This is a genomic window from Luteibacter sp. GL_149 (assembly GCF_057834065.1).
Map to the genome: position 1 here is coordinate 4,215,863 of NZ_CM174395.1, position 22,541 is coordinate 4,238,403.

At 62.7% G+C, this 22,541-nt stretch carries 20 protein-coding genes; 10 read left to right on the forward strand and 10 right to left on the reverse strand.

The window, feature by feature from the left end; all coding sequences use genetic code 11:
* Positions 1-56 precede the first annotated feature (56 nt).
* Positions 57-2,075, reverse strand: coding sequence for a PA domain-containing protein (locus tag AC3IR3_RS18625; protein ID WP_489194326.1), 2,019 nt, complete (start codon positions 2,073-2,075; stop codon positions 57-59).
* Positions 2,072-2,512: a post-PEP-CTERM-1 domain-containing protein gene (locus AC3IR3_RS18630; protein ID WP_489194328.1), complete on the reverse strand. Its 441-nt coding sequence runs from the start codon at positions 2,510-2,512 to the stop codon at positions 2,072-2,074. The genes AC3IR3_RS18625 and AC3IR3_RS18630 overlap by 4 nt, the downstream gene beginning before the upstream one ends.
* Positions 2,513-3,163: 651 nt before the next feature.
* On the opposite strand from AC3IR3_RS18630, the gene AC3IR3_RS18635 reads away from it, so the two are divergent.
* Complete coding sequence (locus AC3IR3_RS18635) at positions 3,164-3,949, forward strand: TatD family hydrolase (protein WP_489194330.1); 786 nt, start codon at positions 3,164-3,166, stop codon at positions 3,947-3,949.
* 46 nt (positions 3,950-3,995) lie between these two features.
* Here AC3IR3_RS18635 and AC3IR3_RS18640 read toward each other — a convergent pair whose 3' ends face one another.
* Both AC3IR3_RS18640 and AC3IR3_RS18645 read right to left on the reverse strand, forming a co-directional pair.
* Positions 3,996-4,556: a pseudouridine synthase gene (locus AC3IR3_RS18640; protein ID WP_489194332.1), complete on the reverse strand. Its 561-nt coding sequence runs from the start codon at positions 4,554-4,556 to the stop codon at positions 3,996-3,998.
* Positions 4,557-4,559: 3 nt separating this feature from the next.
* A complete protein-coding gene (locus AC3IR3_RS18645; RefSeq protein ID WP_489194334.1) occupies positions 4,560-5,426 on the reverse strand; it encodes a class I SAM-dependent methyltransferase in 867 nt (288 codons plus the stop codon).
* Positions 5,427-5,547: 121 nt separating this feature from the next.
* Between AC3IR3_RS18645 and AC3IR3_RS18650 the strand changes: the two genes are divergently transcribed.
* Positions 5,548-7,677, forward strand: coding sequence for a TonB-dependent receptor family protein (locus AC3IR3_RS18650; protein WP_489194336.1), 2,130 nt, complete (start codon positions 5,548-5,550; stop codon positions 7,675-7,677).
* A 176-nt stretch (positions 7,678-7,853) separates the two neighbouring features.
* Here the strand turns inward: AC3IR3_RS18650 and AC3IR3_RS18655 are convergent, their stop codons facing one another.
* Genes AC3IR3_RS18655 through AC3IR3_RS18680 form a run of 6 tightly spaced genes read right to left on the reverse strand, consistent with a single transcriptional unit; the run spans position 7,854 to position 12,894 of the window.
* Complete coding sequence (locus AC3IR3_RS18655) at positions 7,854-9,029, reverse strand: ABC transporter permease (protein ID WP_489194338.1); 1,176 nt, start codon at positions 9,027-9,029, stop codon at positions 7,854-7,856.
* Positions 9,026-9,760, reverse strand: coding sequence for an ABC transporter ATP-binding protein (locus AC3IR3_RS18660; protein ID WP_489194339.1), 735 nt, complete (start codon positions 9,758-9,760; stop codon positions 9,026-9,028). Before AC3IR3_RS18660 ends, AC3IR3_RS18655 begins: the two co-directional genes overlap by 4 nt.
* A complete protein-coding gene (locus tag AC3IR3_RS18665; protein WP_489194341.1) occupies positions 9,757-11,322 on the reverse strand; it encodes an alpha/beta hydrolase in 1,566 nt (521 codons plus the stop codon). The genes AC3IR3_RS18660 and AC3IR3_RS18665 overlap by 4 nt, the downstream gene beginning before the upstream one ends.
* 3 nt (positions 11,323-11,325) lie before the next feature.
* Positions 11,326-11,520 (reverse strand): helix-turn-helix transcriptional regulator, encoded by a 195-nt coding sequence (locus AC3IR3_RS18670; protein WP_489194343.1) that lies wholly within the window; start codon positions 11,518-11,520, stop codon positions 11,326-11,328.
* The gene (locus AC3IR3_RS18675; RefSeq protein WP_489194344.1) at positions 11,517-11,918 is read right to left on the reverse strand and encodes a hypothetical protein; all 402 of its coding nucleotides are present in this window, start codon (positions 11,916-11,918) and stop codon (positions 11,517-11,519) included. Before AC3IR3_RS18675 ends, AC3IR3_RS18670 begins: the two co-directional genes overlap by 4 nt.
* Before the next feature lie 13 nt (positions 11,919-11,931).
* Positions 11,932-12,894, reverse strand: coding sequence for an alpha/beta fold hydrolase (locus AC3IR3_RS18680; RefSeq protein ID WP_489194345.1), 963 nt, complete (start codon positions 12,892-12,894; stop codon positions 11,932-11,934).
* 297 nt (positions 12,895-13,191) lie between these two features.
* Between AC3IR3_RS18680 and AC3IR3_RS18685 the strand changes: the two genes are divergently transcribed.
* The 8 genes from AC3IR3_RS18685 (at position 13,192) to AC3IR3_RS18720 (ending at position 22,456) form a co-directional block, all read left to right on the forward strand.
* On the forward strand, positions 13,192-13,707 hold the full coding sequence (locus tag AC3IR3_RS18685) for a Csu type fimbrial protein (protein ID WP_489194346.1): 516 nt from the start codon (positions 13,192-13,194) through the stop codon (positions 13,705-13,707).
* Between the two features lie 2 nt (positions 13,708-13,709).
* Positions 13,710-14,444 (forward strand): fimbrial biogenesis chaperone, encoded by a 735-nt coding sequence (locus AC3IR3_RS18690; RefSeq protein ID WP_489196969.1) that lies wholly within the window; start codon positions 13,710-13,712, stop codon positions 14,442-14,444.
* A 7-nt stretch (positions 14,445-14,451) separates the two neighbouring features.
* Positions 14,452-16,755, forward strand: coding sequence for a fimbria/pilus outer membrane usher protein (locus tag AC3IR3_RS18695; RefSeq protein WP_489194347.1), 2,304 nt, complete (start codon positions 14,452-14,454; stop codon positions 16,753-16,755).
* Positions 16,752-17,753 carry a Csu type fimbrial protein gene (locus tag AC3IR3_RS18700; RefSeq protein WP_489194348.1) on the forward strand — a complete coding sequence of 334 codons (1,002 nt, stop codon included), beginning with the start codon at positions 16,752-16,754 and terminating at the stop codon, positions 17,751-17,753. Before AC3IR3_RS18695 ends, AC3IR3_RS18700 begins: the two co-directional genes overlap by 4 nt.
* A gap of 338 nt (positions 17,754-18,091) precedes the next feature.
* Positions 18,092-19,222 carry a TrbL/VirB6 family protein gene (locus AC3IR3_RS18705; RefSeq protein ID WP_489194350.1) on the forward strand — a complete coding sequence of 377 codons (1,131 nt, stop codon included), beginning with the start codon at positions 18,092-18,094 and terminating at the stop codon, positions 19,220-19,222.
* Between the two features lie 26 nt (positions 19,223-19,248).
* Positions 19,249-19,749, forward strand: coding sequence for a DUF4189 domain-containing protein (locus tag AC3IR3_RS18710; RefSeq protein ID WP_489194351.1), 501 nt, complete (start codon positions 19,249-19,251; stop codon positions 19,747-19,749).
* Positions 19,746-20,345: a hypothetical protein gene (locus AC3IR3_RS18715; RefSeq protein ID WP_489194352.1), complete on the forward strand. Its 600-nt coding sequence runs from the start codon at positions 19,746-19,748 to the stop codon at positions 20,343-20,345. The genes AC3IR3_RS18710 and AC3IR3_RS18715 overlap by 4 nt, the downstream gene beginning before the upstream one ends.
* A gap of 17 nt (positions 20,346-20,362) precedes the next feature.
* A complete protein-coding gene (locus AC3IR3_RS18720) occupies positions 20,363-22,456 on the forward strand; it encodes an XVIPCD domain-containing protein (protein WP_489196970.1) in 2,094 nt (697 codons plus the stop codon).
* Positions 22,457-22,541 lie beyond the last annotated feature (85 nt).

Here is a 22,541-nt window from a genome sequence, read left to right on the forward strand (position 1 = left end):
CTGCGCGGGCCCCTTGAAAGAAGTCCCGGCGAACCGGGACTTCTTCTTTCAGCCAGTTACTGCGTATAACCCGCGTACACGGAAACACCCGAGAACGCCTTCGTTCCCGCGCTTACCTTCAGGTAATACGTGGCTGCCGCCCTCGGCGCGGCGATCGTCACCGCTTCGGTATTGCCCGGACGCTGCGACACGAAGTCGTAAGCGGTCGTGGTCGGCTCGGCATCCGCCTTGACGTACAGGGTCACGTCGCCGGTCGAACCGCCGAATGTGCGGAACGAAAGGTTCTTCGCGCCCGCCGGAACGGCGATCTTGTAGAGCACCGAACTACCCGCCGCGCCGTTCTGACCCGCCAGCGCTACGCCGTTGGCAAGCACGATCGCGGGCGTACCCGGATTGCTGCCACCGGTGCCCCACGCGTCGAACTGCTTCTGCGTTTCGGCGCTGGAAAGGCAAGCGTTGAGGCTGCTGGCCTGTGCCGCGGTGATGAGACCATCGGTCGCAAGCTGCGAGGCATAGCTGGCGATAGCCGTGCGGTAGTCGCCCACGGAAGCCGCGGCACCCGCGAGCACCTTCGCGTTCGAGATCACATTGGCGCCGACGATCACGCCACCCGGCACCAGGGTCGGAATACCCGTGTCGCAGGTAAGCAACTTCTGCGTCGTGGTGTTGAGGCCCCAGCCGATGTCCTTGAACAGTGCCGGTGTCAGGTCGACATCGATCTGGCCTACGAGATCCTGGCTGATCGCGTATTCCATGATCGCGTTCGGCGTCAGACGCGTGTCGTAATGCGAGAACGACGAACCCTGTGCGAGTACGGTCGGGGCATAGATCAGTACGTTGCCGGCCGCATCGGCGCCGGCAAGACCGGAACCCAGTGCAACCGCGCCGGTCAGACCGGTCAGGTTCGCCTTCAGCGTATTGCCGTCCACCTGGCTTACCGCGATGACCGGAATGGTCACCGGCGATGCGGGCGTTCCGCCCGGGGTGATGGCACCCGCCTGGTTGTTCGCGATGATTACGCCACTGGCGCCAGCGGACTGTGCGTTAAGCGTCTTCACCGTGAAGTCGCAGGTACCGCGATCGATAATGGCGATCTTTCCCGCTACGTCGGCCGCATTGGTAAGCGCGACGCAGCCGAGCGAATCGGCGCCGCTCTGCGCCCTGACGACGCTACCGGTGAGATTCGACGACGTCGCGGTCGGCCCGAAAGCCGCCTGCGAGAAGCCGTAATCGCCCGCGGCGCCAGCCGGTGCGGAAACGCGGAACACTTGCGGCGTGGTCAGTGCCAGCGGTGCTTCGGCTTTTACCGTTGCGCCGCTGAATACGAGTTTGCCGTCGTCCAGTGCGGCGGTAACGCGCTGCGCGTCGGTCAGGTCGTACCACTTCTTCTGCTGCGTGTCGGAGTAAACGAAGGTCGAATAGATATCCGGATGCGGAACGCCGTTGCTGTCCGGATAACCCTGACCGGTCGTCAGGCTGCCGAAGCCGGAGAAGCCCAGGCCATGCGCCATTTCGTGGAGCACGACATTGAGGAAGTTGATCGAGCCCGCGGGCGTTTTGCCGTCGAGACCGAAGTACCACGACGAACCCTCGAGACAACCCGGCGTACCGAGAGCGCCGTTGAACTGGCTCTGGATATCGGCGGTGCCGGGCGCGCCGTCTTCGTGCGCGAGTGCGTCGGTCAGAGCGGAGTGATACCAGGTATTGGCCACCGCGCCTGCCGGCAGATTGGCCGCGTCGAAGGTGAAGATGCTGACCGTACCCGACGAACCGAGCACGCCCGACGTCGCGTCGCAGGACAGCTTTTTGAACGTCGCGTTGTTGACGATCGGCACGTCGCTTTTCAGGACGGCACCCCAGATATCGGCGGCGAACTGATAGACGATCAACGCCTGTTTGCCGCGCGTCGTCCCCGGATTGCCGCCCACCGGCACCGCGGGAGTCGGATCGTCGAGACCCTTGCCCGTACCGGTGTCCTGGTTGACGATCTTGATTTCGGCGGCCGACGCGGTAGCGATGGTGCCGAACATTCCCACCGCGGCAAGCGCGGTAAACAGCAGCGTACGGCGGATCATCGCGTCACCTCCGGTGCCTTCGAGCTCGACGGCGTCTGGCCGTCGTCGTGATGGATGGCAAGGCTGCCGTCGGGCAAACGCTCGGCCACGACACTGCTCATCAGGCTCGCCGGCACCTTCACCGACGTGGCGCTCGCACCGTTGCGGAACTGAACCTTCTTGAACGTGGAACGCGCCTCGACCTCGTCGAGCGGCTGACCGACGAAGGCACTTTGCTGCAATGCCCTGGCGCCGACGGCCTGAGAAAGTGCCGCACGCTCGGCGGCGGTCGGCTCACGCAAACGGCCCGTTGCCGGATCGATGGCTACCTGGACGCCCTGCAAGGTGACTGTTTGCTGGGCGGCCTGCGGCGTATCGGCCGCGTATGCGCTGCCAGCTACGGTGAAGATGCCCGTCAGCACGAGGCCTGCGGCCTGTGCCAGTGATCGTGAAGTCATGAAGCTTTCTCCCATGATGTGGCGCCGGGACCCCTCCCTGCGCGCCGGCCGGCGAAGGCCCCCCTTCACCGACGAAAACTCGTGGCGTTGCCGAATTACGAGTGCCCTGATTCCGGAGCGGGTGGCTGCACTGGTCGTAAAACCGTGCGTACCTCGCTCTTTCTTACGGTCTCAGCTAGCGACGACAGCGGGTATCCGCCATCGGATGTAGACCAGCTGGGCGTGTAGCCCGACATGGTCTGGCGCAATCGGATACGCCCGCGACGGGCAAGGAAATGCCCGGCATGAGGAAGGAACGACACTTCCCCGGATAAAGACGATCTACCATTCGCACTACTCCTTCAGTGGCATCGCTGCGGCGACCGGAGACCGGTCGGTACCCCCTTGCATCCTTCCTGGACGTCATCGATGGAAGCGCTCCCCCCGGAGCTCCCGTTCCCCTGCTTGCGACGTCAATAAATTGACGTCGTCATGGAACCTAACAGCGCATGAACTTGCGAGTCAATCGTTTGACGCATGAATTTTCGATGCATCGAGACGGGTGCCAATGGAATGCAATACGAGAGATAATTTCTCGTATTTTCAAACAGATGCAGACCTCCACAACGTGCCCCACCCCATTCAAACCATCGTTACAAAGCGAAAGAAAACATGGACTTGATCGACATCGGCGCCAATCTCACCCACGAATCTTTTCGTCACGATTTTGACGACGTACTCGCCCGCGCCACCGCGCACGGCGTTGGCAAAATGGTGATTACGGGTGCGTCGAAGGAAGGCAGCGAGCACGCGCTGACGCTCGCCCGTGCATCGGGAGGACGCTTGTTCGCGACGGCGGGCATACACCCGCACCACGCCATCGACTACGACGACGAGGTCGATGCCCTGCTACGGACACTGGCCCACGAACCGGAGGTGCGCGCGGTCGGCGAAACGGGACTGGATTACCACCGCAACTACTCGCCGCCCGACGTCCAGCGCGCTGTCTTCGAGCGGCAGTTACAAATTGCCGTCGACCTCGGCATGCCGGTCTTCTTGCACCAGCGCGATGCGCATGACGATTTCATCGCGTTACTCGCGCGCTATCGCGACCGCCTCCCCGCAGCGGTAGTCCATTGCTTCACCGACACGCGCGAGGCCATGCTCGATTACCTCGCACTGGACTGCCATATCGGCATCACGGGCTGGATCTGCGACGAGCGTCGCGGCAACCATCTGCGTGAATTCGTGCGCGATATTCCGGCGAACCGGCTGATGTTGGAAACGGACGCGCCGTACCTGCTGCCACGCACGGTGCGGCCCCAGCCGAAGCATCGCAGGAACGAGCCCATGTACCTGGCGCACATCCGCGACGAGGTAGCAAAAGATCGCGGCGAATCGGTCGAGGCGCTAAGCGAGGCAACGACGCGCACGGCGAAGGCTTTTTTCGGTATCTGAACCGCCTGCTCCGTGTAGGAACCCGCTTGCGGGCTCCTACAAAAAATCAGGGGCGTCTCGGCGTCGCCCTTGCTTCCAGTACTCTCGTCTCGCCCGGCGCCAGACCATCCAGCGCATAGCCACCAACCTCTTCGCGTACCAACCGCAGCGTCGGCAATCCTACCGCCGCCGTCATACGCCGGACCTGCCGGTTACGTCCCTCGCGCAACGTCATGCGCAGCCACGACGTAGGCACCGTTTTTCGAAACCGGACAGGCGGATCGCGCGGCCACAGCCAGTCCGGCTCGGACGATAACGCTTCGACACCCACGGGCAGCGTCATGCCGTCGTTCAACATGACGCCACGCCGGAGCCGCTCCAGCGCGTCGTCATCGGGGATGCCCTCGACCTGCACGACATAGGTTTTTGGTTGCTTGTGTTTCGGGTCCGTGAGCCGATGCGCCAGTCCACCATCGTCGGTGAGAAGCAGCATCCCTTCGCTGTCGTAATCCAGCCGTCCGGCCGGATAGACGTCCTTCTTCCGCACGAATTCAGCCAGCGTGCGACGCCCATCGACGCCGCTGAACTGACAGAGTACGCCGAAGGGTTTGTTGAGCGCGATCAGCACGGATCAAGGCGTCGTGGCGGGCTTCACGAAGCGCAGCGTCATGCGATCGGATTCGCCGATTTCGCGGTATTTAGCCTTGTCCTGGTCGCCCAGCTGATAGGTCGGCGGCAGGGTCCACACACCCTTCGGATAGTTCTTGGTGTCCTTCGGATTGGCGTTGATCTCGCTCTTGTCGTCGAACTTGAAGCCGGCGTCGGTCGCAAGGCCGATCACGTAATCCATGGGGAGATAGCCCGACTCCTTGACGCTGGCCAGCGTCGCGTCGTCGGCGGACCGATGATCCACCACGCCAAGCACACCGCCAGGCTTCAGGGCCGCGAAAAATCCCTTGAACATGACACTGGCCGTATCGGCTTCCACCCAGTTATGCACGTTGCGGAACGTCAGCACCATATCGGCCGAACCCGCCGGACCGAACGTCGGCGCCTTCGGATCGAACGCGACGATTTCGGCCTTCGAGTACTCCGCCGGATCGCCGTCGAACTTCGCCTTCAACGACGTTTCCACCTTGCTCGATGCCTGCACCGCGGCGATATAGCGGCCGTTCTCCTTGAGGAACGGCGCAAGCACTTCCGAGTACCAGCCGCCACCGGGCGCAATCTCGATCACCGTCATGTCGGGACGCAAACCGAAGAATTGCAGCGTTTCGCGCGGATGGCGATACACGTCGCGCGCGCTGTTCTCCGGCGAGCGCCACTTGCCGGCCAGCACGCGATCGAGCTCGCCACCCGCCAACTGCCCCGCCGTGGTCGGCGGTACGGCGGCGCCCGGCTGGTCGGCGGCGGCATTGGCCTGACCGTCCGTCGACGCCGTCTTGGCGCATGCGGAAAGAGAGAGCAGACAAGCGAGTGCGAGGGCAGTCTTGTACATGGGCATCGATGCGTAGGGAAGGTAGGGCGAAAGGCTAGCATGGTGAAGCGCTCTTCACTGGCCGCACCCGCCCCGACCGGCGACACTATGCGCATTGAGCTTAAGCGCTACTGGATTTCGCATGTCCCACTCCCCCGTCCGCCCGCTGGTCGCCTGCGGTGTGGCCGCCTTGGCCGCATCGGTTTTCGCCCAGGATGCCCGGCCGGCACGCACGAACCTTGCGCCCGTCGTCGTTACCGCGACGCGTACCGCGCAGGAGCCCTTCGACGTCGCCGCAGCAATCGATGTCGTGGCGACACCGCCGGACGGCACGCTCGACGTCAACCTGTCCGAACGGCTCCAGTCGATTCCGGGTGTCGTGGCGCGCGACCGGCAGAACTACGCGCAGGACACCCAGATATCCATTCGCGGCTTCGGCGCACGCAGCACGTTCGGCATACGCGGCGTGCGCCTGTATACCGACGGCATACCGGCGAGCATGCCCGACGGACAGGGCCAGGTATCGCACTTCAATCTCGATTCGGCCGACCGCGTCGAAGTGCTGCGTGGGCCGTTCTCCGCGCTGTATGGCAACGCATCCGGTGGCGTGATCCAGTTGTTCACCGCCGACGGGACCGAACCGCCCGAGGTGCGTCTGGGCGTCGCTGGCGGAAGCAACGGCAACATCCGCGTCTCGGCGAATGCGCGCGGCGTGGAAGGCCCCATCGATTACAACGTCGACGTCAGCCACTTCCGCACCAGTGGCTACCGCGATCACAGTGCCGCGCGCCGCGAGTCGGGCAACGCCAAACTCGGCTGGCAAATCGACGACGATCGCAAGCTGACCCTCGTACTCAATGCCCTCGACGTACCCGATGCGCAGGATCCGCTCGGCCTGACGCGCGCGCAGTACCAGGCCAATCCGCGTCAGGTGGCCAGCGTCGCGGACACCTACAACACGCGTAAATCCGTCGACCAGCAACAGGCCGGCCTGATCTACGAGCAGCGGGTGAGCGACGCCAACAGCTTCCGTGTCATGGGTTATTACGGGCAACGCAGCGTCACGCAGTATCTGTCGATCCCGAAAGCCACGCAGCTTTCGCAACCCGGCAATTCCGGCGGCGTGGTCGACCTGGGCAACGAATACGGCGGTGGCGATGCGCGCTGGGTGTATAGCGACCAGCTCGCCGGCCGACCGTTCGAACTGGCGACTGGTGTTGCCTATGACAACCAGAATCAGCATCGTCAGGGCTATAACAACTTCGTAGGCGACACGCTGGGCGTGCGCGGCCTGCTTCGCCGCGACGAAATCGACCGCGTCTACGACTTCGACCAGTACGCTCAGGCCACGTGGCGCGTGGCGGACGACTGGACGCTGATGGGTGGCGTGCGCCATAGCACGGTGAAATTCGGCTCGAAGGATCGCTTCATCGCCAAGGGCAATCCCGACGATAGCGGCCGCGTCGAGTACAGCGCGACCAGTCCGGTACTCGGCGTGCTCTATCGCATCGCCCCGATCGCGCACCTGTATGCCAACTGGGGCAAAGGCTTCGAAACGCCGACCTTCTCGGAACTGGGCTATCGTGCCGACCGTGGCGCCGGCCTGGCGTTCGACCTGCGCCCGTCGCACAGCCGGAACGCGGAAGTGGGACTTAAGCTCCAGCCGCGCGATGGCACGCATGCCGAGATCGCGCTGTTCCGCGCCGATAGTCGCGACGAACTGGCCGTCGCCACCAATCTCGGGGGCCGAACGACGTACCAGAACATCGCTCGCTCGCGCCGGCAAGGCGTCGAAGCCTCGCTGGATACGACACTCGCGAGCAACCTGAAACTCGTGCTGGCCTATACACATCTGCAAGCCACCTTCCGCAGCCCCTTCCTCACCTGCGTATCGGCCGGCTGCGCCGCGCCGGATACACCGGTTGCCGCGGGAACGCGCATCCCCGGCGTTCCGCGTTCGAATGGCTACGCCGCGCTTCGTTACGGCGCTGAGCGCGGCTGGCAGGCAGGCATCGATGCCAATGCCATGGGCGCCACGTCGGTCAACGACCTGGGCACCGAATCGGCGCCGGGCTATGCGGTGTTCGGACTGTCCGGCGGCTACATCACGGAACGCGGCCGCTGGCGTATCGACACCTTCGCACGCGTCGACAATATCGCCGACCGGCACACGATCGGCTCGGTCATCGTCAACGACGGCAATGGCCGGTATTACGAGCCGGCGCCGGGGAGGACGTTCCTGGTTGGGGTGGATCTGCGCTGGAAGGAATAGACAACACCCTATTCCCCTCACCGTCGCCCCTGCGCAGGCAGGGGCCCAGGGCGACCACGCGCAGGATGCGTTGACGTGCACGATCGCGCTTTAAAAGCGTGAACAAGCTTCGTCGCAAAACCCGTTGCACCGCACTGGGTTCCTCCCTGCGCGGGAATAACAGTGAGGTGGTTGGATTACCCCGAAATCGCCAACCGCTCCGACCGATACAGATACGCCGTCGCCACTACCGCGATCGCCGCAGCCGCGAAACCGCCAGCAAGACACAGCATCACCTGCTCGCCGGTCACCCCGTCGCCGCGCAGCAATTGCACGATGCCAAGGTTCTGCCCGAGCAACGGCACCGCATACATCCACGACTCGGCCTTCACCGGTATCACCGAAAGCAGCGCGCTGGGCAGCACCGGAATAATCATCAGGATCGACTGATACGTCTGCGCTTCCCGATAGCTCTTCGCGAACGCCGCCACCAGCGACTGCAATGCGGCCAGCAACACGATCAACGGCAGCATCAACAGGACGACATGCGCGGCGAAGCGGAACCCGAGATCGAGCGCGATGCCAAGTTTCTCGGTGGGAATAAACAGCGGTGCCGTAGCAAACGCCGCGACGCTGAGCAGCAGGCTCACCGTCGAGAACGAACAGATCGCGGCGAGCTTGCCGGCCAGTATCTTCCAGCGCGCGACGGGATTGACGAACAGCGGCTCCAGCGATTGCCGTTCGCGCTCGCCGGCAGTGAGGTCGATCGCCAGATACATGCCGCCAAGGAACACCGTAAGCACGAAGAAGTACGGCAGGAACGAGAACATAAGCGCCGAACGCGACTGCGATGTCGCCTGATCGCGGTCCGCGACCTGCACGGGCCATGCGGTAATCGGTGCCAGTCCACGTGCGATCAGGCGCATCGCGCCTTCTCTCCGCCCGTAACTCTCCACCACCGAACGCACGCGCTGCACGGGTGTCGAGGCGTCCCGGCGCGAGGAATCGTAGATCAGCTCCACCTGCACCGCCTGCCCTTTGTTCCAGGCTTCGGCGTAATCGGGCGCGATACGGATGACGATATCGGTACGCTGATCGTGCACGGCAGCTTCCGCGTCCGCCAGCGCCGGCAACGCGTCGATACCCGCGGACTTCAGCGCACCGATCAGATTCGGCGCCAGCTCGGCGCCGATCACGGGAACCGCGATGGGCTTGTCGGCCTTGGCCAGCTCGCGATTGACCATCACATTCATCAGCATGATGAACATCACCGGCCCAAGTAACGGTCCGGTAATCAGCGCGTTGATCAACGTGCGCCGATCGCGCAGGTTTTCGCGGACTTCCTTGAGGAAAACGACGAAGGCGGGGCTCATGCGGCAAGGCCTTCGTCGGTACCGATGATTTTCACGAAAGCATCTTCGAGGTTCGCCTCTCCCGTCTGCTCGCGCAGCGCGTCGGGTGTTTCGTCGGCCACGACGCGACCGTGCGCGATAACGACGATGCGATCGCACAGCGCCGCGACTTCTTGCATGATGTGGCTGGAAAACAGCACGCAACGCCCCTCGTCTTTCAGTTGCCGCATGAAGCGGCGCATCGCGCGCGTCGCCATGACATCCAGACCGTTGGTCGGTTCGTCCAGCAGTACATTGCGCGGATCGTGAACCAGTGCGCGGGCAATCGCGGTTTTCACGCGCTGCCCCTGCGAGAAACCCTCCGTGCGCCGGTCGGCGATGTCGTCCATTTCCAGCGCGGCGATCAGTGCTTTACGGCGTGTTGCCAGCAATGCCTCGGGCATTCCGTGAAGGCGCGCGAAGTAATCGATATTCTCGCTGGCGGTCAGTCGCTTGTAGAGACCACGCGCATCGGGAAGCACGCCAAGCTGCCTGCGCACCGCCTGGGGATCGACCGATGCGTCGATACCATCGACCAGGACCTGGCCGCTGTCGGGATGCATCAGCGTATAGAGCATGCGCAACGTCGTGGTCTTGCCGGCACCGTTCGGTCCGAGAAGGCCGGTGATCTCGCCATCGCGGGCCTGAAAGCTGACGCCGTTGACGGCGCGTACGTCGCCGAATGCCTTATGCAGGTCTCTTACTTCGATCATGGCGTCGCTCCGTTGAATCCGACGAAGACGGGGATCGGTCCCATCCGGTCCAGGCACGAGGTATCGAGGCTCGCCGGCTGCGCCTTGTCGATGAAATTGTCGAGCACGCGCGGCATGCAGCCGCGAGCGATCACGTTATGTCCCTGGCCTTTCAGGACGACATGCTTCGCATTGACGAGGCCCTTCGCTACCTGATCGCCGTAACGCGGTGGCGTCACCGGATCGAACTCGCCCGACATCAGCAGCGTCGGCACGTCGCTGCGCAGCGGCTCGTGGAAATCGGCGGGCCGCCGACCGTGCGGCCAGATGGAACATGCGGCGCGGAACGCTTCGATCATCGTGTCGCCGAGAATCGTGTCGGCATCCTGCGGACGTGGCTTCAGCAGGTCCGCGTCCTCGGAGCAGATCACCGAATACTGCATGCCGCCGTCCATCGTATCGCCCAGATCGCCGGTAAGCAGTTTGGCCTGCCCCAGCAGCGGCCCCACATCGCCGCGAGCGGCGGCATCGATCGACAGCGGCAACAGCGCGGCCGTTTCCGGCGAATAGGCGAACATGCGCACGACGGTGGCCAGCGAGTGTTCGCTCAGTACCCGCTGAACCGACGAATAGTTCTGCGGATCGCGGAAGGTCACCTTGTGCGGATTGGCGCGCAGCGCGTCGCGCAGTTGATACAGCGTCTGATACGGATCGGTAAAGCGAGCGCTGCATGCCTTGTCGGCGGCGCAGCGGGCGAATTGCGCTTTCAGTGCCGCATCGAGGTTCACGGCAAAGTCCTCGCCAAGAATCAGCTCGTTCGGCGCCACACCATCGAGCACCATGGTGCGCACGGCATCGCGGTGACGGTGCGCGTACTGCTGGGCGACGCGCGTACCGTAAGACACGCCGATCACATCGAATGCCGGCGATCCCAGCGCCTTGCGCACGTCTTCCAGATCGGCCACCGCGTCGGTAGTCGTATAGAAACGTACGTCCGCATCCTTCGACAGCTCGGTAAGACATGCTTCGGTTTCGCGACGCAGGCGCCCCATATCGAAGGCAGTACTGTCATCGGGGCCACCGTGTGCGCCGGTATCGCCATCGTCGCGGCAACTGAGCGGATGCGAGCCGCCCGTTCCGCGCTGATCGACGAGCAGCACATTCCTGTGTGCGAGCAGCGGTGCCATGGCTGGCGCGATGGCCGGATAACTCTCCGTCGCCGCCTGCCCCGGACCGCCCGCGAGGAAGACGACCATATCCTTCGCCGGAACCTGTGCACTGCTGCGAATGACGGCAAGTCGCAAACCGATCTTGCGGCCGCCCGGTTCCGCACGGTTTTCCGGCACCTCGAACGGCGCGCACCACGCCGCCGTACTGAGGCCACTGTGCGGTTGCTCCAGTTCGCAGGGGCGCAGCGTCAGCGAGCCGAGCTGCCATGTGCGTGGCTTCGCCGGTTCCTTCGCTGCCGGAACCGGCGTCGCCACCGCATCGGCCGGATGTTCCGGCGACCGGAAATAGTGGCGTCCTGCCAGTACGGCGACGACGATCGCGACGGCAATCGCCATGCGGGAGGATCGTTGCATTCCTTACTCCTCGGGTTCGAAGATCGTTTCGATGGGTAAAGCGAAAAGATGGGCGATTCTGAAGGCCAGCGGCAAGCTCGGATCGTACTTCCCGGTCTCGACGGCATTCACCGTCTGCCGGGATACATCGAGTCGTTCGCCAAGATCGGCCTGCGACCATCCTCGCTCCGTGCGTAATTCGCGGACACGGTTTTTCATCGACGGCGGTAGTACTGGCTCATGCCGCATTTCACGATACCGAACGTCCCCATAAGCACCGGCATCACCCAGATGGCCACGGCCTCGGCTGGCGGCGCCGGCAATGTACCTGCATTCAGCAGCAGGCCGTAACTGAAGAATCCGAAGCCAGACAGCGCACCCGCGATGGCGATCGCTTCGAGATCGATGCGCCGTTCCAGCTCATCCTGATCGCGGATGACCCGCACCATGGCCCGGATCACGAAGGCGATGGGAATGATCGGCAGCAATGTGATCACGGCCCTCAGCCAACCGGTATCGATCCTTTTCAGCATCGATACCGATCCGAAGATAAGAACCACGTACCCGCCCATCGCTGGGATGAACTCGCGCAGATAGCGTTTGTGTACGGCTCGCATAAGTCCCCCTGGATCAGAGCGTGCCGATAAAGCCGGCGAGCGTCTTCTGGAAGGCTTCAGGCTGATCGAGCATGACGAAGTGGCGCGACGGACCGATCGAAACGACCTTCGCATGCGGCGCTTCAGCCAGCAGCGACCGGTAATACGCCGTCTTCTGCGCTTCGGTCATCCCCGTACGGCTGGCAGCGGCATCCGCTGCGTTAAAAGGCGCGATCTCCAGAATCGGCATCGTCGCGTTCTTCAGTACGGGACGGAAGTCGCCGCCTGCGTCTTCGGCCATGTAGCGGGCAACCGCTTTCACATCGCTGCGGGCACTTAGCGGCGCATATCGTGCAGCGATGGCCGGGTCGATGCTGCCGACCTTTTCCATATAGGCCAGCGACTGCGCACGGTATTGTTCCGGCGTGGCGGCTTCGGCCTTCGCCTTCAGGTTTGCAGCGATGGCGGCACGCTGTTCGGCCGGCACGCTGTCCATGCCGGGGAAGATCGGCAACCCGTCGACGGCCACGATACCCGCCACCGCGTCGGGATGCTGGCCAGCGAAGCGCAGCGCGATCGTGCCGCCGATGCTGTGCCCGACGATCACGGGATGCTTTAGGTTGCGCTCTTTGATCAGCTTGAGCAGCGACGCATCGGCGCGATCCATATAGCTCTCGTCGCCGGCCGGCGCCGGCGTGCCGTCGAACCCGGCAAGCGTGACGGCGTACACGGTGTCGGTCTTCGACAGCGATTCGATCGTGGACTTCCAGACCCATGCGCCGCTCGAAAGACCGGGAATCAGGATGATCGGGCGGCCGCCATGGCCGTAACGTTGAACCTTCAGCGTGCCGATCTGGAAGGAATCCGTAATACCCGCAGCGTATTCGCTGGCCGGTGCTGAAGATGCCGCCGGCGTGTCGGTAGCGGCATGCAGTGTCGACGCGGCCCAGCAGGCCATGGCGAAAGCAACGAGACGGAGCGCGATGCGGTGGGACATGGTGCACCTCCTTAGGTTGTCGGAAACGTGTCAAGCACGCTTGACACAAATAGTCCGCTGACCGGCAGGAGATGTCAAGTAACCTTTACATGCCCATAGCTACCACCGATCGATGGCCGCAATTCGCTATCGCTACGCAAAAATGGCACAACTTCCGATTTTTCATACAAGTACCCCCCGCATCGCGTGCAAGCTGCAATCGCATTCATTCAGACCGCAACGCGCACGCTGCATCAGCATCTAACGAAGCACTGCTTTACGGCGCGCATAACGCGCCGGACAACGGGGGGTAACGTTATGAATCGCCGTATCGTCGTATCTGTCATTGCATCGCTCAGCGCAGTCGCATTGTTCGGGGTCACGGAATACGCCCAGGCCGCGACCGCCACGACCACATTCAACGTACGCATCCAGATTACCGCCGCGTGCGACATCAGCACCACGGCACCTACCGATGTCAATTTCGGATCGCACCCATCGACAGCCACCAACGTCGACAATCAGGGAGCGCTCAACGTGAACTGCACGCCCCTCTCTCCTTACACCATCGCGCTGGATAACGGACAGAACGGCATCGACGCCAATTCGCGCAAGATGAGCAATGGCACGGTACTCGTGCCCTATCAACTCTACCGTGCCGCAACGCGGACCGCCGCCGACATATGGGGAAGTACGACAGGAACGGGCGGCAATGTCTTCGCCGGCACCGGCACCGGCGTGTCGGTGGCGATACCGGTGTACGGCCGCGTGCCAAGCACCAATTTCGCGGTCGGCAGCTATGCCGATGTGATCACCGCTACGATCACGTATTGACGGTGTTTCCATGGCTTTCGCGAGCGTGGATAGCCGCCTTGCTGGCGGCATGGTTGGCGTGCGCGCAGGTCACGGCGATGGCGAGTGGATTGCAGGTCTCGCCCATCGGTCTGCAACTTGCAGCCAATGCGCAGGCCGATGCGCTGTGGCTTACCAATACCGGGACCAACACGATTCAGGCCCAGGTCCGCGTGTTCCGCTGGACGCAGGTGGATGGAAAGGATCGACTGGAGCCCACGCGCGATCTGATCGTCAGTCCGCCGATGATATCGGTAGCGCCCGGCGACCGGCAGCTGGTACGCGTGATCCGCAGCGTGGATGCCCCAGTGGGTACGGAGCTTGCCTACCGCGTCCTGGTGGACGAGCTTCCCCTAGATCACGAGGCGAAACCCGGCCTTCGCTTCGTACTGCGGTATTCCATTCCCATATTCCTCGTTCCTTCCGATGGAGCGAAGACAGCGACGTTACGCGCGACATGGCGCGACGGACCGGATGGAACCGCCCTGGAAGTACGCAATTCGGGCAGCGGCCACGCGCAGATAGCGGATCTCGCGATCGTCGGCGCACAGAACAATCGCACGGTGCTGCTACCCGGGCTGGTGGGTTACGCATTGCCCGGCAGCACGATGAGCTGGCGCGTGCCCCCGCAAAGCAATCCCCGCGGTGGCGCCGTGCGCGCAAGGATCAACGGTGAGGCGTCCGAATCCACACTTACCATGGACGCGGACGGCCGCTAGCCTTCTGATGCTCAACGCCATGGCCCTTCACGCGACATCGCGCGACGCGGCGGAACCGGCGCCCCCACCGCCTACCGTTACGCCGCGCACGCGTACGGCCGGCGAAGATCTTTATCTCGAAGTGATACTCAACGGTACGAGCACCAGCCGTCTCATCCACTTCGTACGCCATGGCGAAGCGCTATGCGCATCCACCGCCGATCTGCGTTCGCTGGGCTTCGTGCTGCTATCCGACGACAACGAGCAATGCCTTGGCGACATGAAGGGAGTGCGCTACTCCTACGACGTAGCGCTTCAGCGCGTTTCCGTCGACGCGAGCATCGACCGTCTTTCGCTGCCTCGCCAGGTACTCAATCGCAACGAACGAACATCGATACCCGCGACCAGCTCGACCGGCATCCTGCTTAACTACGACATCTATGCATCCAGCGGCGAGGGACAAGGCAATATCAGCGCGCTGGCGGAAGCGCGGGCATTCACGTCGCAGTACGGCGTCCTCAGCAATACATCGCTGGCCCGCCGCTACGAGACGAATAACGATGGCTGGAAAAGCGATTCCGTCAGACTGGATACGCAGTGGCGCCTGGCACTCCCCGACCGCGCGCAGGCGCTTACGATAGGCGACACCTTCACGGGATATCTGTCCTGGACGCGGCCCACGCGTATCGGCGGTATCGCATTCGGTACCGACTTTGCCTTGCAGCCTTATCGGGTCACCACGCCGCTGCCGCAGTTCTTCGGCGAGGCAACCGCACCGTCGGCGGTGGAGCTTTATGTCGACGGGATCAAGCAATACAACGGCAAGGTTCCCGCCGGCCCCTTCCAGCTGACCGCCGTACCGGGCATGGACACCGCCGGCCAGGCCCAGGTCGTTCTCACCGATGCGTTGGGACGCAGCAGCACGGTAACTTTCCCTGTCTATTCCGCGCGGCAGTTGTTGGGCGTCGGCGTGAACGACTGGTCGGTGGAACTGGGCGCCGTGCGCGAGGACTACGGCATCACATCGTTCAAATACGGCCACGAGCCGGTCGTCAGTGCGACGTGGCGTCGCGGCATCACCGACCGGTTCACCTTCGAAAGTCACGCCGAAGCAGGCGACGGTCGCGGCACGGCCGGCGCCGGCGCGGTCTGGACGCCCGGCGGCGCCAGCGTGGTCAATAGCTCGGTCTCGATGGCACATGGCGGCGGCATGCAGTTCGGCGCCGGCTATACGTGGACAGGCAAGTACATGAACCTGTCGCTGGATACGTTACGCAGCCGCGGCAATTACCGCGACGTCGCCAGCGGCTACGGATCGGCGCCGCCCCGCGTGAGCGATCGTGCACTGATCGGCTTCAACGTACGGCGCGCCAGCTTCGGAGCCAACCTCGTGCGCCTGCGCTACGCGAACCAGCCGATGACGCGCTACGCCGGCCTGTTCGTCCTCGGCAATGTCGGCCGTGGCACGTCGATCAATCTCAGCATCAACCAGAACCTGGACAAGTCTCGCGACCGCAGCATCTTCGTCGGTTTCACGATGGCCCTCGATACGCAGAAGACGTTGAGTTTCTCGGCCCAACGCGATCGCGACCGCACGTCTTTCATCGCCGATGCCAGTCAACCGGTTCCCGGCGATGGCGGCTTCGGCTGGCATGTGCAGGGACGCGGCGGCGCCAGCGGGGGTGGCCTGGGCGAGGTGGGCTGGCTTGGCAGCAACGGCCAGGCCACGCTGGGTGCGAGCACGATCGGGACAGGCTCGTACAGTTACGCGGATATCAACGGTTCCGTGGTGTTCCTGGGCGGCCATGTGTTCGCGGCGAGGCGCGTCGACGATGCCTTCGCGGTGGTAACGACCGATGGCGTGCCGGACGTGCCGGTGCAATTGGAGAACCGCCGCACCGGTGTCACCGACAGCCATGGAACGTTGCTGGTTACCCGGCTGAACGCCTATCAGGACAACCATATCGCCATCGATCCTCTCGACCTTCCGGCCGATTCGCGCGTGCAGCGCGTCGAAGCGGTCGTCGCCCCGGCCGACCGTTCCGGTGTCGTGGTGCGTTTCCCGATCAGCCCGGTACGCGCGGCATCCGTGGTACTCGTCGACGACGCCGGGATCGATCTGCCACTGGGCAGTCGCGTCGATACAGGCAACGGGAGCCCGGCGATCGTGGGATACGACGGCCTGGCCTATCTCGACACACTGAAAGGTTCGACGGAACTGCGCGTCACGCGACCGGACGGCCGCACCTGCACCGCAACGTTGATCTACCCGGAACGTGCGCACGATCTTCCGCAACTGGGACCGCTGACCTGCCGCGAGGTACGCCCGTGAAACGCCTCGCCGGACTGCTCCTGTTCCTGCTGCTGGCCCTGTCCGCCGCCGGGGCACACGCCACGACCGAATGCCATGTGACCAGCCTGGGACCGGTAGCCTTCGGCCAGGTGCAGCCGAACTCCAGTGCCGTGCCCATCACCGCGACACTCAGTTACTCGTGCTCGTATAACGGCGGCCTGCTGGGCGGATTGTTCGGTACATACATCACGATGTGCGTAAGTTTCGGTCCCGATCCGCTGAACAGTTACAACCCGCGCACCCTGGTCAACAGCACCTCGGACACGATGACCTATAACCTCTACAAGGACCTCGCCCATAACCAGGTCTGGGGTTCGCTCACCGTCTCGCCGTCATCGCCGAACACGTTCTACGAGAGTTTCGCCATTCTCGTCAACGGCTCGCCCAAGACGGGATCGATCAATATCTACGGCCAGGTAGCCGCATCCCAGGCAAACCTGGCATTCGGCAATTACACCGGCTCGCTCACCGCTTCGATGAACTACCAGTACAACGAGGTGCTGCTATCGCTGGGTACGTATCCGGCAAGCTGCACCGCGGGTGGCGGTGCGGGAGGAACCAGCACCTCGCCCAACATCGGCATCACCGCGAACGTTCCCCCGTTCTGCGCCGTCGGCACCGCCGACGACCTGAATTTCGGCAACATACCCGGGTTCCTCAACACGAACCACGACAATAACTCGCTTGTTCGCCTGACCTGCACCCGGCGTTCGCCGTGGCAGATCGGTCTCGACAACGGCCAGAACGCCACCGGCTCGACACGACGCATGCTGGGCGCAACCACGACGGTTATCTACGAGCTATACAAAGAGGCCACTTACGCGACGCGCTGGGGTAACACGCTCAACACCGACACCCTCAGTGGTACGGGAACCGGCGCGGAACAAACCATCGGCGTCTACGGTCGCGTTCCCGTGCAGACACCGGTCCCCGCCGGTCCGTACAGCGACGTGATCCAGGTGACGGTGACGTACTGAGTCCGGCAAATCTTCCTCCGATCTCCGCGAACCTCCCCGCAGAAATACTTTCGAACGCTTCTATATGGCGTCGCCGCGTGGTGCTATCGATCTGATCGGTACCACGCCTGAAGCCGGTCTCGATGACTCGTTAAATAATTACGTTTTTTCAGATTCGTCTCGTAGCTCCGGGACACCGCCCTGACGACACTCCCCGCTTGCCTCACCGCAAACTGGCCGATCGCCTACTTGCGGTGAGTACGTATGTCCGCTTTGAAGGCCGTGCCGGGGCTGTAAGTCTGGACAGCTACATTCAAGGACGCGTGCCGGACAGCGCACGCGGAAGCTAGGGGAACGGCATGGACGCACTAACGGAAGGGTTCACTGGGTTTCTCGGACCGATGGGAGCCATCGCCTTCGCCGATCCGGCGAACCTGGGCGACTTCCTGTTCTTCGAGCTGATCTACAACTACCTGAACCACCAGATCGCCACGACCGGCATGGACCTGATGCGCCGGACCATGACCTGGGCCAGCAGCATCGCATTGGTCCTGACCACCCTGTGGGTCATGCTCCTTGGCTACCGCCTGACCACCGGCCAGCTCCGCGAACCCATCGCCCATGTCGTCGAGCGCATGGCGCGCACGGCCTTCATCGTCGTCACCGCCACGACCATGGGGATGTTCGGCGAAAACCTGCATACATTCCTGACCGTCGATGTGGGCAAGGAAATCAACTACCTGGTCACGGGCGATCACGAGGAATCCTCCAAAGCCATCGACAAGAATCTGGCTTACACGCAGATCGCGCTCGCGGCCATCGATGCGGTGCAGATTCCCCAGGGCGACGACGAAAACCGCGAGCAGAAAGCCCACGCCATGCTCTTCGCTGGCTTCGGCACAGCGAGCCCGCCCATGGCGGCTGGCGCGATGCTGCTCCTCTATCAGTTCACCCTCGCGCTCTTTATCGGACTGGGACCGTTATTCATCCTCTGCCTGATCTTCGATCAGACCAAAGACCTGTTCCGTAAGTGGCTGATGTACGGCGTCGGCACCCTGTTCTCCATGGCGGTACTGAACATGGTCAGCGCCATGGTGCTTAGCCTGTCGTTACGTGTCGCCGGGGCGATGTGGGGGGCAAAATTCATCAACGATGAAATCTTCGGTTCGGACCCCGAAGGTCTGTCCAGTCAGGCGCTGCAACAAGGCGGCATCGGTCTTCTGTTGACCGTGTTGATCGTTTCCGTTCCTCCGTTGGCGGCCGCGTTCTTTCAGGGCACGGCGGGCCATTTCCTGTCGTATTCCGCACTCGATCCGAAGAACCGGCCCGGGCCGCAGGGACAGCCAGCGGGGTCGTATACGCCTCCGCAGTCGCATGCAGCTCACGTGAGCTCTGCTGATGAAAGCGCAGGTGCATTTCGTCATCAACCGACAAGGTTGCACGCTACGCCATCGCCACAGGCCGACGTCATCAAGAAGCATGGTGAATGAGGTCACTAATGCGCAGGGAGCACGCAATGAAATGGAAGTTCATGACGACGGTACTAATTGCCGGATTCTGTATGAATACCGCGGTTCGTGCCGAGGGAGGCTGCGCGCCGGGGTCCTACCCCATGCCAGCGCCATTAGGGCAGGGAATCGTCGGATGCGCACCGATTCCGGGCCATGACGCTGGCCCCATCATGCCGCCCCCGCCGCGATGGGTCTCACGATGGGGCGCCATTGCTACCGATGCAGCGACAGCCGCCCTGGGTTCTGTAACCGGCGAGTCCAGCAAGGAACGTGCAGAACAAGCAGCGCTTGCGCATTGCAAGATCAACGGTGGAACAACCTGCAAACTGAAAGTGGCTTACGACAACGAATGTGCAGCGATGGTGCTAGGCGACAAGATATTCAATGTCACCGCCGACATCACTCTTGAGAAGGCTGTCGAATCGGGAATGCGGAGATGCGAAGCGGTCGACACGAATTGCGGGGTCTATCACACCGCATGCAGCCTCCCCGAGCAGATTCCATGAGAACGATACTGGTCAAATCACTCGCCGTCGCGCTGCTAATTTATTTCGTTGTCAGCGACCTATTGATTACGACGCCTAACGTCAAACGGAACCCGAATCCGAAGCTGCGTTACGACGTCACCTTGACGATCAACGATGCCCCAGCGCCGTTCGATATCGTTACCGGATTTGCGGATTACGAAGTAAGCGACCTGTCTTGCGTTCCTGTGACTGGCGCCCCTTTGAACGCCATGCGCATTCCACCCAAAGACGTACGTATCGAAGTTGTTTTCAAGCAAATCTCAGATCACGTCTACTGGGGCAGCATGTACCTCGATGGAGTTGTCGACGAAGACTATTTTGGCCTTGGCATATGTCATTGGTCTCTTGACAGCATTGTGGTGCTCCCAAGGACCAAGAATTTGACATTTCATGCAGGGCTTTCTCGTGAGGAATTCACTCCGGAAAAAAGAAGATCCACATTCTTCGACCGCGATGACTTTCAAGGAAACCAGATAGAACGGACAGTATCTGGTTGGTTGTATTCGTCGCAGTTCGCACTTGAACGCAAAAACCAACTTTTCTCCATCACATTATCTGCCAAGGAGGCATTTTGATGGCAAGCACGACGCGTATGTATGCAGCCCTAAGCAGGGATAGTTACAAGGATCGAGAGAATGATCGAGATCCATTGATTGAAGGTATTCGGTACGAAGCTATTGTTACCAAACAAAGTGGTCTGACGGGCTACCAAGGAACGGCTTACCAACGAGTAGGCACTCAAGAGATTGTCATTGCTCACCGGGGTACGGAGACATCCTTTGGCGTAGTTCAGGATGCCTTGGTTGACTTGGGCATGATCGTCACAGGCCATAACGCCCAGCTGGACGAAGCTCGCGCATTCACAAACCTTGTACTGAACAAAGCCAAGGAGAAGGAAGGTCCGCTCTTCGACCGCGCCAACATCACCGTCACCGGCCACTCTCTCGGTGGTGCTCTTGCCGAAGCCACCGCCTACGAATTCGGCCTGCGCGGCGAGACCTTCAACGGTTACGGTGCCGTCGATCTCCAGCACGGCATTCCCGAAGGCGGCGATCAGGTCATCAACCATGTGCGGGTCACCGACGTGGTCAGCGCGGCCAGTCGGCACTTCGGCTCCGTGCGCTACTACGCGACCGACAGCGATATCCAGCGACTGACCGATGCGGGGTATCACGACCAGGCGACCGCAACAAGCATCCGCAATCCGTTCACTCCGATCAGCTTCGCCGCGCACACGATCACCAACTTCGCTCCCAGTGCGCCCGATAGCACCCTCTCGGACCTGTCCGACGCCAACGAACAAAACGCACGCGATCACGCCCGCGCCATCGGCCTGTTCCGGGCCGATATCCATGCCCTGCGCGGAAACACGGTCTCGTCGCTGTGGGAAGCCGCTCATAAGGCACAGACCCTGCATGGCATGGTCGGCAAAGTAACGTCGGACCTGTGGAAGGGCGATGTCGACGGCGCCATGCACACCGTCGAGGCGATCAGGCAACGCGGCGCTATCACGCTCGGGCAAACACAGGCCACCCTCACCCAGACGATAGGGCTAAGTGCCACGCTGGCCGAACACGCCTATCAGCGCACCACGGACACCATCGGGCACAGCCTCGATACCGCGCATCGCGCCATGCTGCACACCGTATCGGCGGTCGGGCATCGCGTCGAACACGCCGCCGACACGGTCGCCCGAACCGCCAGCGAAGGTGCGCAGTACCTCGGGCGCGAGGTGTCGCAAGGTGTCGACGTGGCCCAGCAGGCCGCACAGCGAACGGTACACGTTGTCGCCGAGCAGGTGGAACGGGGCGTCGAGGCGACGGTTCACGGCGCGCAGTACGTCGGCCGCGAGATCGCGCACAGCGTCGACGTCACCCGCGACGCGATACAGCGTACCGCTGACGTTGCCGTGCAGCAGGCCGACCGTACCGTCGAGAAGGCGTGGACCGATGCCCGCCATCTGGGCCGCGAACTCGGCGAAGGGATCGAGGTGGCCCAGCACGCCGTACAGCACGGCGCGCAACACCTTGGCCGCGAGGTCACTCAGGGTATCGACCTGGCGCAGCAAGGCGTCCATCGCGCCGCCCATGCCGTGGCGGAGCGGGTCGAACGAAGTGTCGATGCCACGGTCCACACCGCACAGGACATCGGCCGCCGGATCGGTCACGGCTTCGATGCCGTGCATGACGATATCGAGGCGCCGTTCCGTGCCTTGCATCAGTCGATGGATGACACGCTTGAGCAGCTACGCCGACCGGACCCACTGACCCCGCGTCGCGCGATCCGTCTCGACCACCCGTCTCATCCCGATCACACGATGTACCAGCAGGCGCGCCGTGGCATCGCGGCCATCGATGCCTCACAGAAACGCCCTGCCGACGAGTACAGCGACAACCTCGCCGCCGCGCTTGTCCTTGCCGCACGCCGCGATAGGCTGCAACAGATCGATCGCGTCGACCTCAGCCTCGATGGCACCCGCGTGTTTGCTTCTCAGGGCAGCCCCCACGCACCGATTCGCCAGCGTGCCCAGGTGGAGGTTGCCGAGGCCATCAGCCAATCCGTCGAGCAGAGCAGCGCCCAGTGGGGTGAATCCATGCAGCAGTTCCAGCATCTTCAGAGGGAACAGCAGCAGATGCTGGAACGAAGCCTCAGCATGCGCCGCTCCGGGCCGTCGATGTCCATGTAAGCGGGCATAACGATGAACTTCGCGATGGAGAGGCTTTGGCCATACGTATCGCCGGGACGCGACAACATCGCGGAAACACCGCGAA

What these genes read in the sequence shown, in the direction of transcription:
- AC3IR3_RS18625 (WP_489194326.1), bottom strand. Translation starts at nt 2,075, where the DNA reads ATGATCCGCCGTACGCTGCTGTTTACCGCGCTTGCCGCGGTGGGAATG.
- AC3IR3_RS18630 (WP_489194328.1), bottom strand. Translation starts at nt 2,512, where the DNA reads ATGACTTCACGATCACTGGCACAGGCCGCAGGCCTCGTGCTGACGGGC.
- AC3IR3_RS18635 (WP_489194330.1), top strand. Translation starts at nt 3,164, where the DNA reads ATGGACTTGATCGACATCGGCGCCAATCTCACCCACGAATCTTTTCGT.
- AC3IR3_RS18645 (WP_489194334.1), bottom strand. Translation starts at nt 5,426, where the DNA reads ATGTACAAGACTGCCCTCGCACTCGCTTGTCTGCTCTCTCTTTCCGCA.
- AC3IR3_RS18650 (WP_489194336.1), top strand. Translation starts at nt 5,548, where the DNA reads ATGTCCCACTCCCCCGTCCGCCCGCTGGTCGCCTGCGGTGTGGCCGCC.
- AC3IR3_RS18655 (WP_489194338.1), bottom strand. Translation starts at nt 9,029, where the DNA reads ATGAGCCCCGCCTTCGTCGTTTTCCTCAAGGAAGTCCGCGAAAACCTG.
- AC3IR3_RS18660 (WP_489194339.1), bottom strand. Translation starts at nt 9,760, where the DNA reads ATGATCGAAGTAAGAGACCTGCATAAGGCATTCGGCGACGTACGCGCC.
- AC3IR3_RS18665 (WP_489194341.1), bottom strand. Translation starts at nt 11,322, where the DNA reads ATGCAACGATCCTCCCGCATGGCGATTGCCGTCGCGATCGTCGTCGCC.
- AC3IR3_RS18670 (WP_489194343.1), bottom strand. Translation starts at nt 11,520, where the DNA reads ATGAAAAACCGTGTCCGCGAATTACGCACGGAGCGAGGATGGTCGCAG.
- AC3IR3_RS18675 (WP_489194344.1), bottom strand. Translation starts at nt 11,918, where the DNA reads ATGCGAGCCGTACACAAACGCTATCTGCGCGAGTTCATCCCAGCGATG.
- AC3IR3_RS18680 (WP_489194345.1), bottom strand. Translation starts at nt 12,894, where the DNA reads ATGTCCCACCGCATCGCGCTCCGTCTCGTTGCTTTCGCCATGGCCTGC.
- AC3IR3_RS18685 (WP_489194346.1), top strand. Translation starts at nt 13,192, where the DNA reads ATGAATCGCCGTATCGTCGTATCTGTCATTGCATCGCTCAGCGCAGTC.
- AC3IR3_RS18695 (WP_489194347.1), top strand. Translation starts at nt 14,452, where the DNA reads ATGCTCAACGCCATGGCCCTTCACGCGACATCGCGCGACGCGGCGGAA.
- AC3IR3_RS18705 (WP_489194350.1), top strand. Translation starts at nt 18,092, where the DNA reads ATGGACGCACTAACGGAAGGGTTCACTGGGTTTCTCGGACCGATGGGA.
- AC3IR3_RS18710 (WP_489194351.1), top strand. Translation starts at nt 19,249, where the DNA reads ATGAAATGGAAGTTCATGACGACGGTACTAATTGCCGGATTCTGTATG.
- AC3IR3_RS18715 (WP_489194352.1), top strand. Translation starts at nt 19,746, where the DNA reads ATGAGAACGATACTGGTCAAATCACTCGCCGTCGCGCTGCTAATTTAT.
- AC3IR3_RS18720 (WP_489196970.1), top strand. Translation starts at nt 20,363, where the DNA reads ATGTATGCAGCCCTAAGCAGGGATAGTTACAAGGATCGAGAGAATGAT.